Annotated in this window: 8 protein-coding genes; 2 read left to right on the top strand and 6 right to left on the bottom strand. The window is 68.6% G+C overall.

Annotated features, from left to right (window positions below; all coding sequences use genetic code 11):
- Positions 1–373: 373 nt before the first annotated feature.
- The 6 genes from rho to argS form a co-directional block, all read right to left on the bottom strand.
- Positions 374–2320, bottom strand: a complete 1947-nt coding sequence (rho, locus tag AB0M24_RS47880; protein ID WP_363781929.1) for a transcription termination factor Rho — start codon at positions 2318–2320, stop codon at positions 374–376.
- Between the two features lie 322 nt (positions 2321–2642).
- Positions 2643–3488 carry a homoserine kinase gene (thrB, locus tag AB0M24_RS47885; protein ID WP_363781931.1) on the bottom strand — a complete coding sequence of 282 codons (846 nt, stop codon included), beginning with the start codon at positions 3486–3488 and terminating at the stop codon, positions 2643–2645.
- Positions 3485–4549 (bottom strand): threonine synthase, encoded by a 1065-nt coding sequence (thrC, locus tag AB0M24_RS47890; RefSeq protein ID WP_363781933.1) that lies wholly within the window; start codon positions 4547–4549, stop codon positions 3485–3487. Before thrC ends, thrB begins: the two co-directional genes overlap by 4 nt.
- Positions 4546–5847 carry a homoserine dehydrogenase gene (locus AB0M24_RS47895; protein WP_363781935.1) on the bottom strand — a complete coding sequence of 434 codons (1302 nt, stop codon included), beginning with the start codon at positions 5845–5847 and terminating at the stop codon, positions 4546–4548. Before AB0M24_RS47895 ends, thrC begins: the two co-directional genes overlap by 4 nt.
- Positions 5844–7262: a diaminopimelate decarboxylase gene (lysA, locus tag AB0M24_RS47900; RefSeq protein WP_363781937.1), complete on the bottom strand. Its 1419-nt coding sequence runs from the start codon at positions 7260–7262 to the stop codon at positions 5844–5846. The genes AB0M24_RS47895 and lysA overlap by 4 nt, the downstream gene beginning before the upstream one ends.
- Positions 7262–8890 carry an arginine--tRNA ligase gene (argS, locus tag AB0M24_RS47905; RefSeq protein ID WP_363781939.1) on the bottom strand — a complete coding sequence of 543 codons (1629 nt, stop codon included), beginning with the start codon at positions 8888–8890 and terminating at the stop codon, positions 7262–7264. Before argS ends, lysA begins: the two co-directional genes overlap by 1 nt.
- A gap of 169 nt (positions 8891–9059) precedes the next feature.
- Here argS and AB0M24_RS47910 point away from each other — a divergent pair, with 169 nt between their 5' ends.
- Positions 9060–9890, top strand: a complete 831-nt coding sequence (locus AB0M24_RS47910; protein ID WP_363781943.1) for a DUF3105 domain-containing protein — start codon at positions 9060–9062, stop codon at positions 9888–9890.
- Entirely contained in the window at positions 9890–10588 is a 699-nt protein-coding gene (locus AB0M24_RS47915) for a DUF305 domain-containing protein (protein WP_363781941.1), read from the top strand. The genes AB0M24_RS47910 and AB0M24_RS47915 overlap by 1 nt, the downstream gene beginning before the upstream one ends.
- Positions 10589–10797: the final 209 nt, after the last annotated feature.

Genomic DNA, 10797 nt, shown 5'->3' on the forward strand with positions numbered 1-10797 from the left:
CGCTTTTCGTCGAGTTGACACCCCTGACCTGGTGTGGCTCGCTCGGACGCGACTCGTGACGGGACCCACCCCACCAACGCAAGCACCTACGCAACCGGCAGCCGCCCAGCGCAACAGGCGTGCCATCAACCCGCGTATGGCGCTGGTGGGTCTTTGATCAGATTGGCGGGGTCTGGGGCGGAGTCCCAGAAAGCAGCCGCCGGAAACCTACGGGACGCGCCCACGCACGGACTCGCAACAGGAACCCGCCGACGCAACCGGGGGACGACCGACAAACCGGCGCCCCCGCGATACGACATCCGAGTGACGGAACCCAAAAAGACCCCCGCTGACCAGCAGCGGGGGCCTTTTCACGTGAAACTTACGCAGACAATCAGTCCTGCTCAGCCCCAGGCGTCGTCTTAGCGACCTGCATCAAGAACTCGATGTTCGTCCGCGACTTCCGCAGCCGATCCAGCAACAGATCGATCGCCTGCTGCCCATCAAGCGCATGCAGCACCCGACGAAGCTTGTGCGTAACAGCCATCTCATCGGGCGACAGCAGCAGCTCTTCCTTACGAGTACCGGAAGAGTCGACGTCCACAGCCGGGAACGTCCGCTTGTCCGCGATCTTCCGGTCCAACTTGAGCTCGGCGTTACCCGTGCCCTTGAACTCCTCGAAGATCACCGAGTCACCAGCAGAACCGGTCTCCACCAGCGCGGTAGCGATGACGGTGAGCGACCCGCCACCCTCGATGTTGCGAGCAGCACCCAAGAACCGCTTCGGCGGGTACAGCGCAGTCGAGTCGACACCACCGGACAGGATGCGGCCGGAAGCCGGCGCAGCCAGGTTGTACGCACGACCCAACCGAGTGATCGAGTCGAGCAGAACCACCACGTCGTGGCCCATCTCGACCAGCCTCTTCGCCCGCTCGATCGCAAGCTCGGAGATGGTCGTGTGGTCCGACGGCGGCCGGTCGAAGGTGGAGGCGATGACCTCACCCTTCACCGAGCGCTGCATGTCCGTGACCTCTTCCGGACGCTCGTCGACCAGGACGACCATCAGGTGGCACTCGGGGTTGTTCGTGGTGATCGCGTTGGCGATCGACTGCAGCACCGACGTCTTACCGGCCTTGGGCGGCGACACGATCAGCGCACGCTGGCCCTTACCGATGGGCATCACCAGGTCGATGACGCGCGTGGTGAGGATGTGCGGCTCGGTCTCCAGGCGCAGACGCTCGTTCGGGTAGAGCGGCGTCAGCTTGGTGAAGTCCGGGCGGTTGCGCGCCTCGTCCGGGTCCAGGCCGTTGATCTTGTCGACGCGGACCAGCGGGTTGAACTTCTGGCGCTGCTGCTCGCCGTCGCGCGGCTGGCGGACGGCGCCGGTGATGGCGTCGCCGCGGCGCAGGCCGTACTTGCGCACGAGCGAAAGCGAGACGTAGACGTCGTTCGAGCCGGCCAGGTAGCCGGACGTGCGGACGAACGCGTAGTTCTCCAGCACGTCCAGGATGCCCGCGACCGGGAGCAGGACGTCGTCCTCGCGCACCTCGGTCTCGCGGTCGGGACGCTCGCCGCCCTCGCCACGGCCACCGCGGCGGCGGCGGTCGCGGAAGCGGCCACGACGGCCGTCGCCGTCGTCGTCGCCCTGCTGCTGGCCACCGCCCTGACGGTCGCGGTTGCGGTCACGACCACCGCGGTCGCCGCGGTCCTGACGGTCGCCACGCTCCTGGCGGTCACCACGGTCGCCGCGCTCCTGGCGCTCGCCGCGGTCCTGACGCTCGGAACGCTCGCCACGCTCCTGACGCTCGCCGCGGTCGGAACGCTCCTGGCGCTCTCCGCGCTCAGGACGCTCGGCACGCTGCTCGGACTGCTGACCCTCGCCGGCCTCGGCGTTTCCGCCACCACGACCGGAGCGACGGCGGCGGTTGCCACGGCGGCCACCGTCGTCGGACTGGCCGGACTCGGCAGGGGCAGCGGCGGCGGCAGCGGGCTTCTCCGCTACCTCAAGCTGCTGCTGAACAGGCTTTTCGGCGACGGCCGGCTTCTCGGCGACGGGAGCCTTGGCGGGCTTTTCAGCCTTCGCGGGCTTCTCCGCTTTGGCAGGCGCCCCAGAGCCCTGCTTCTCCTTGATGGCCGCGATCAGGTCGCCCTTGCGCAGGCCTGCGGTTCCGGTGATGCCCATTTGGCCCGCGAGCTCACGAAGCTCAGCGAGCACCATGCCGGACAGACCCGCGCGGCGGCGCGGCGTCGTGCCGTTCGAAGGGGTGGACAGAGCGGTCTCCTCGGCTCCAGAACCAGAAGCAGCTGCGACGTCGCTGCTCAGCAAATCGGTGTTGCTCACACATGTCCTTCCTGACCAGGCCCCGCCTCCTACGCGGCCCAGCGGACCCGTCTTCCCACGTCAACTGGGGAACGACGGTCAAGTCCGATGCAGACGGAAGCACACACCGCTTCCGGCAGGCACGGGACTTTTCTCAGGTCACACGGCGATCGGGTGCCTCTTTTGCGTCCGCCCCGCCCGCACGGCACAGAGCCGGAACACAAAAGGATTGCGACCCGGAACGAGTGTCCGGGCGCGACACCGGCGCCCGTGCGCGCGGTGACTGATCGCCCCCGAGGGTAGACGCCGCCCTCCCCCTATGCAACAACCGGGGTCGGGCGTGTCAGTCCAATGGACGAACGCGCACTCCAGCGGTGTCGACGTCGAGTCTCCGCACGTCGAAGCCGTGCGTGTCGACCTCGGAAGGCAGGTCGCCGAAGGCGATCACGGTGGGTCCCGCTCCGGACACGCAGGCGGGAACACCGAGCTTGCGAAGATCGTTGATCACCCGAACGGTGTCGGGCCACGCGGGCTCGCGGTAGTTCTGGTGGAGGCGATCCTCAGTCGCAGCAAGGAGAACGGACGGATCCGACGTCAGCGCGTGCACCGCCAGGGCAGCCCGTCCCGCGGCGTGCGCGGCGTCCGTGTGCGGCACTTCCGCCGGAAGCAGGCCGCGCGTGGTCTTGGTGGACGACTCCTGCGAGGGGATGAGAACGACCGGGCGCACCCGTGCGTCGGGGTCCATCCGGACCGCGCGGTAACGCTCTCCTTCAGACCACGCAACGACTACGCCGCCGAACAAAGAGGCCGCCGCGTTGTCCGCGTGGCCTTCGAACTCAGCAGCGATTTGCAACGCGTCCGTGTCCAACTCGCGACCCGTCAGGGTGAATCCCGCTGCGACACCCGCCACGATCGCTGCGGCCGACGAGCCCAACCCGCGTGCGTGCGGAATGGTGTTGCGGCACCGCAGCGCGAGCCCGCCGTCATAACCGGCAGCGCGGACGGCCCGCACGACGAGATGCGACTCGTCGAGCGGGACATCGCCTGCTCCAGCACCGTCCACGACGATCGACAGGCCGTCGGCGGTGGCCACCTCGACGTCGTCGTACATGCCGAGTGCCATCCCGAGCGCGTCGAACCCCGAACCGAGGTTCGCGGTCGACGCTGGGACGGAAACCAGGAACTTCACGCCAGCTCCAGCGCGTGCGCGACGGCACCGGGGTCGACCGGGACCGGCTCGACCTCGGTGGTGCCGAGCAACGCGGTGTCGGGGTCCTTCAGACCGTGGCCAGTGACGGTGCACACAACCGTCGAGCCGCGAGGCAGCCTGCCGTCCTCGGCGGTCTTCAGCAGACCGGCGATGGACGCGGCCGACGCGGGCTCCACGAAGATGCCCTCGGACGACGCGAGCAGCCGGTACGCGGCCAGGATCTGCTCGTCCGTCACGGCGTCGATCAGGCCACCGGACTCGTCACGCGCGTTGATCGCACCGGTCCACGACGCCGGCGACCCGATCCGGATCGCGGTCGCGATGGTCTCCGGGTTCGCGACGGGCTCACCGGACACCAGCGGCGCGGCACCCGCGGCCTGGAAGCCGAACATCTTCGGCAGGCCCTGCGAGTACGACGTGTAACCCTTCCAGTACGCGGTGATGTTGCCCGCGTTGCCGACCGGCAGGCAGTGCACGTCCGGCGCCTGGCCGAGCACGTCGCAGACCTCCCACGCGGCGGTCTGCTGACCGACCAGGCGCACCGGGTTGACCGAGTTCACCAGCGTGACCGGGTACTCGGCCGCGGTCTTCGACGCCAGCTCCAGGCAGTCGTCGAAGTTGCCGTCGATCTGCAGGATCTTGGCGCCGTGCATGACGGCCTGCGCGAGCTTGCCCATCGCGATCTTGCCGCTGGGCACCAGCACGGCCGCCGTCAGACCGGCCTTGGCCGCGTACGCAGCCGCGGACGCCGACGTGTTGCCGGTGGAGGCGCAGATGACCGCCTTCAGGCCCGAAGCGAGTGCGTACGTCATGGCCACGGTCATGCCGCGGTCCTTGAACGACCCGGTCGGGTTCGCGCCCTCGACCTTCACCCACACGTCCGAACCCGTTGCCGCGGACAGCCTTCGAGCGTGCACCAGAGGAGTGCCGCCCTCGTGCAGCGTCACGACCTCCGCGCCTTCGGGAATCTCGATGCGGTCCCGGTAGGCGTTGATGAGACCGGGCCAGCCTGCTCTGACAGTCGAATTTTCCGGGCTCACTCTTCGCCCTCCACCCTCATGACGCTGACGACGTCCCGCACCACGGGGAGGCCACCGATTTTGTCCACAGTGGACCGCAGCGCGGCGTCGGTCGCCGCGTGCGTGACGATCACCAGGCTGGCGTCCTCGGTGCGGCCTTCCTGGCGCACCGCGGCGATGCTCACGTCGTGCTCGGCGAACACCGCGGCGACCTGAGAGAGGACACCGGGCTTGTCCGCCACGTCGAGGCTGATGTGGTAGCGGGTGGGCGTGTTCCCCATGGGCTGCACGGGAAGCGCGGCGTAGGCCGACTCGCGCGGACCGCGTCCGCTCGCGACCTTGTTGCGCGCCACGGCGACCAGGTCGCCGAGCACCGCGCTCGCCGTCGGGGCGCCACCGGCACCCTGCCCGTAGAACATCATCTCCCCCGCCGCGTCTGCCTCGACGAACACCGCGTTGAACGCGCCGTTGACGGAAGCCAGCGGATGCGTCCTGGGGATCATGGCCGGGTGAACTCGAACGGCGACTGATTCCTGGCCGGACGGCGACGTCACGCGCTCGCAGATCGCGAGCAGCTTCACCGTGCGCCCCAGGCCCTTCGCCGCCGCGATGTCCGCCGCGGACACCGAACGGATGCCCTCGCGGTACACGTCCGCCGCCGTCACGCGCGTGTGGAACGCAAGGGAGGCAAGGATCGCAGCCTTCGACGCGGCGTCGAACCCGTCGACGTCCGCCGTCGGGTCCGCCTCGGCGTAACCGAGGCGCGAGGCTTCCTCGAGCGTCTCGCCGTAGCCCGCGCCCGTGGCGTCCATCGCGGACAGGATGAAGTTCGTCGTGCCGTTCACGATGCCCATGACGCGCGTGATCCGGTCTCCCGCAAGGGATTCCCGCAACGGGCGCAGCAACGGGATCGCACCGGCGACGGCGGCCTCGAAGTAGAGGTCCGCACCGGACGCGTCGGCGGCCTCGAACAGGTCGGAACCGTGCTCGGCCAGCAGCGCCTTGTTCGCCGTGACGACGGACTTGCCCGCCTTCAACGCGTCGAGCAGCAGCCCGCGCGTCGGGTCGATGCCGCCGATGACCTCGACGATCACGTCCACGTCCGGCGACGACACCAGGCCGGCGGCGTCCGTGGTGAGCAGGTGCTCCGGCACTTCGCGGTGTTTGTTCGGCCTGCGCACGGCGATGCCGGCGAGCTCAACCGGCGCGCCGATGCGCTGGGTGAGGTCCTCGGCCTGGTCCGTCAGCAGCCGGACTACCTCCGTGCCCACCGTGCCGCAACCCAGCAAGGCGACCCGAATCGGTTTCACGGCTCTCATACCTCCAGACGGAACAGGTCGTCCTCGGTCTCCCGGCGCAGCAGCAGCCGCGCCTCTCCACCGGTCACCGCGGCGAGCGCGGGCCGTGGAAGTCGGTTGTACCCGCTCGCCATCGAGTAGCAGTAGGCCCCGGTCGCAGCGATCGCCACCAAGTCTCCCGGCGCGAGGTCATCGGGCAGCCAGCAGTCGCGAACCACGATGTCACCGGACTCGCAGTGCTTGCCCACCACGCGGCACAGCACCGCGCGCGACTCGGGCTCCGCTGCCCGTGAGACCAGCTTGCAGTCGTAGACGGCGTCGTACAACGCCGTGCGGATGTTGTCGCTCATGCCGCCGTCGACGCTCACGTACCGGCGGCGCGCGCCACCGTCCAGCTCGACGTCCTTGATGGTGCCGACCTCGTACACGGTGATCGTGCCGGGGCCGACGATCGCGCGGCCGGGCTCGACCGCGATGCGAGGCATCTCCAAGCCGTTGTGCTCGCACTCCTTCTGCACGATGTTGTGCAGCTGCCTCGCCAGCTCGGCGGGCGGGGGCGGGTCGTCGTCCGGCGTGTACGCGATGCCGAGACCGCCACCGAGGTCGACCACGGTCAGCGAGTCGATCTCGCCGTGCTCCTTGCGGATGTCCGCGAGCAGGCCGATCACCCGCCGGGCCGCGACCTCGAAGCCGGACGCGTCGAAGATCTGCGAGCCGATGTGGCTGTGCAGCCCGACGAGCCTCAGCCCCGTGGCCTTGAGCACGCGGCGCACGGCCTCGGCCGCGTCACCCGACGACAGCGAGAAGCCGAACTTCTGGTCCTCGTGCGCGGTCGCGATGAACTCGTGCGTGTGCGCCTCGACGCCGACCGTCACGCGGATCAGCACCGGCTGCACCACACCGCGTTCCCGCGCGATCTGGTCGAGCCGCGCGATCTCGTGGTACGAGTCGACGACGATCCCGCCGACGCCCGCCTCGACGGCCGCGATCAGCTCGGGAACGCTCTTGTTGTTGCCGTGCAACGCAATGCGCTCGGCCGGGAACTCGGCCTTCAACGCGATCGCGAGCTCGCCGCCGCTGCAGACGTCGATCGAGAGGCCCTCTTCGGCCACCCACTTCGCGACCTGCACGCTCAGGAACGCCTTGGACGCGTAGTGCACGAGCGTCGGGTCGCCGAACGCCTCGGCGTGCTCACGACAGCGTGCGCGGAAGTCCTGCTCGTCCATGACGAACAACGGCGTGCCGTACTGCTCGGCGAGCCCGCGCACGTCCACGCCCGCCAGCTCCAGAACGCCATCAGCGTTGCGGGAGGCGTTGCGCGGCCACACGGTCGGGTGCAGGTAGTCGAGCTGGTCAGCGGTGGTAGGGCGGTCGCCGGCGGTGTTGCCGGGGACCATCACATCTGCGTGCCGGGGTCCGGCCGGGTGCGCGCGCATCACATGCGCTCCGGGGCGGTCACGCCGAGCAGGCCGAGGCCCGCGGCGAAGACCCGCCTGGTCGCGTTGACGAGCTGAAGCCTGACCTGGTGCAACGGAGTCGTCTCCTCATCGCCGCGGGGAAGCACGCGGCAGTCCTGCTGGAAGCGGTGGTACGTGCCCGCGAGCTCTTCGAGGTAGCGAGCCACGCGATGCGGTTCCCGGAGTTCGGCGGCGGTGGCCACCACGCGCGGGAACTCGCCGATGGTGCGGATGAGGTCGCCTTCGCGCTCGTGGGTGAGCAGCGCGAAGTCCTCTCCTGGCGTGATGCCGAGGTCTGCGGCGTTGCGCAGGATCGACGACGTGCGCGCGTGGGCGTACTGCACGTAGTAGACCGGGTTCTCGTTGCTGTGCTTGCGCAGCAGGTCGAGGTCGATGTCCAGCGACGAGTCGACGCTCGAGCGGATCATGGCGTAGCGGGCGGCGTCCACCCCGACCGTGTCGACCAGATCCTCCATGGTGATCACAGTGCCCGCGCGCTTGCTCATCCGCACGGGCTGGCCCCCGCTGACGAGGTTCACGAGCTGGCCGATCAACACCTCGACGCTGTCCGGGTCGTCGCCCAGCGCGGACGCCGCGGCCTTGAGGCGCGCGATGTAGCCGTGATGGTCCGCCCCGAGCATGTAGATGCACAGGTCGAAGCCACGGCCGCGCTTGTCGACGAGGTACGCGATGTCACCCGCGATGTAGGCGGGGTTGCCGTCGCTCTTGATGACGACACGGTCCTTGTCGTCACCGAAGTCCGTGGACCGCAGCCACCAGGCGCCGTCCTTCTCGTACAACGAGCCGTTCGCCTTCAGCTTCGCGACCGCCTCCTCCACGCGGCCGCTCTGGTGCAGCGAGTCCTCGTGGAAGTAGACGTCGAAGTCGGTGCCGAACTCGTGCAGGCTGCGCTTGATCTCCTCGAACATCAGCCCGACGCCGACCCTGCGCACGGTCTCGGGGTCACTCAGCGCACCCGGCTCGCGGCGCAGCACCTCAGCGGCGATGTCGCTCACGTACGTACCCGCGTAGCCGTCCTCGGGAGCCGGCTCGCCCTTCGCGGCGGCGATCAGCGACCGGACGAACCGATCGATCTGCGCACCCGCGTCGTTGAAGTAGTACTCCCTGGTCACAGCCGCGCCACGGGCTTCGAGCACCCGCCCGAGCGCGTCGCCGACAGCCGCCCAGCGCGCGCCACCCAGATGAATCGGCCCGGTCGGGTTGGCCGACACGAACTCCAGGTTGATCTTCTTGCCGCCCAGCTCCGCACCGGTGCCGTAGCCGTCCTTCAGCGCGTCCTGGACGATCGCGCCCTGGGCCTCGGTCGCGATCGTGAGGTTCAGGAAGCCGGGACCGGCGACGTCGGCCTTCGCGACGGCGGCCTGGGTCTGCAGGGCCTCCGCGAGCCACGTGGCGAACTCGCGGGGCTGGACTCCGACCTTCTTGGCGAGCTGAAGCGCGATGTTGGTGGCGTAGTCGCCGTGCTCGGGGTTCCTGGGTCGCTCGACCGTCACCTGCTCAGGCAGAGCGGCGGTGTCCAGACCTCGGTCAGCCAGCAACTGGGCAACCGTGGTCCGAACCAGATCGGCGAGCGCTTCAGGGGTCACGACGCATGAGTCTAGAGAAGCGTTGTCGCAGGTCTCGACCGGGTTACCGGGTCTCGGAGGGTGAGACGGCAACAGTTAACGAGCACGTGGTATCGCTACGCGCTGACAGTGATCAGACACGAAGTCCCTACACTGGCGCCGGTTGACCAGGACGACATCTGAGGCGGACATGACCAGCGGCAAGAAGACGAAGGCCACACGCAACAGCGTGGCCGCAGCGCGTTCCTCGGTGGTGGCGAGCAAGCCGAAGCCGTGGGGCACCATCATCGCGGTAGTCGCCGTGCTGGGCCTGGCCGGCGGCGTGTTCGGGTATGCGTACACGCAGATCCACGCGGAGAACGTCAAACAGGCCGCCCTGGCCAAGTGGAAGCCCTCGGACACGAACAAGGACCCGTCGACGCAGCTCGCGGGCATCGTGACCAAGGAGTACAAGGGCTCCCGCCACGTCGACCCGACCCAGCGCGTCGCCTACGACCAGACCCCGGCGTTCGGCGGCCCGCACGACTCGCAGTGGGCCGACTGCACCGGCGTCGTCTACGACAAGGCCGTGCGCACGGAGAACATGGTCCACGGCCTCGAGCACGGCGCCGTCTGGATCGCCTACAACCCGGACCAGGTCAAGGACGACGCACTCGCGAAGCTCAAGACCAAGGTCGAGGGCGTCCCGTACATGATGCTGTCGCCGTACCCCGGCCTCGACAAGCCCGTCTCCCTCCAGTCCTGGGGCCACCAGCTGAAGGTCGAGAAGGCCGACGACGAGCGCGTCGACCAGTTCATCTCCTCACTGCTGCGCAACCCGAACACCTACCCCGAGGTCGGTGCTTCGTGCGAGAACACTCAATTCTTGTCGAACCCGGCGCCGTTCGTCGCTGACAAGCCCGGCGCCGACGCCGTGCCCATGGACGGCGGCAAGGACGAGTCGACCACCGAGAGCCAGCAGGGCCAGAACCCCGCGAGCACGCCTCCGTCGGGCTCCAGCTCCACCCCGCCGTCCAGCTGATGACGGTCGACACCGAAGACGTCGAGGTGTCCGAGAGCTCTTCTTCCGGAGCAGCTCGGACCCTCGTCATCGGCGCCGCGGTCCTGGCAATCCTGCTCCTGGGCGCGGCAGTCGGCCTGCTGGTGAAACTCCCCGGCTCCACCACGTCAGCAGTCCCGGCCTCGGGCTCCGTGGACGTGGGCTTCTGCCAGGACATGTCCCAGCACCACCTGCAGGGCATCCAAATGGCCAACATCGCCCGCGACCGCTCCACAGACCCGGAAATCCGCCAGCTGGCGTTCGACATCGCCTCCACCCAACTGGAGCAGGTCGGCCGCATGAAGGGCTGGCTGATGATGTGGAACGAGCACGAGCAGAACATCTCGGGCGTCTACATGGCCTGGATGAACGACTCGGGCGTGCACGGCCACGGCGCCACCACCCCAGAAGCAGGCAAGCCGCTGATGCCAGGCATGGCGGTGACCGACGAGCTGACCAAGCTCCGCACGATGCCCGCAGGAAAGGACTTCGACGTCTACTTCCTGCAGCTGATGCTCCGCCACCACATGGGCGGCGCACCAATGGCCGAGTACGCCTCGACAAGGGCAAGCCAGCCGTTCGTCCGCACGCTCGCCGACAACATGCTGAAGAGCCAGTCGAGCGAAACCGACCTGATGAAGGACTACCTGGCGAAGCGCGGAGCCGCCCCGCTGCCGTAGCCAGTGATCCGACAAGACGAAGGCCGCCTCCGGACACGGGGGCGGCCTTTCGCATTGAAGGCAAAGGCGAAGCCGAGCTGCCCTGGCGACGCCGAAGGCGAGCTGCCTGAAACGTGCGCTCCGGTGGCCCCCGTCACGAGTCGTGGCTGAACGTTTGCCGCGCCGGGGAGGGGAGGTCAAGTCGACACGCTTTTCGTCGACTTGACCTC

This window comes from Lentzea sp. NPDC051838 (assembly GCF_040681245.1).
Lineage (GTDB): Bacteria > Actinomycetota > Actinomycetes > Mycobacteriales > Pseudonocardiaceae > Lentzea.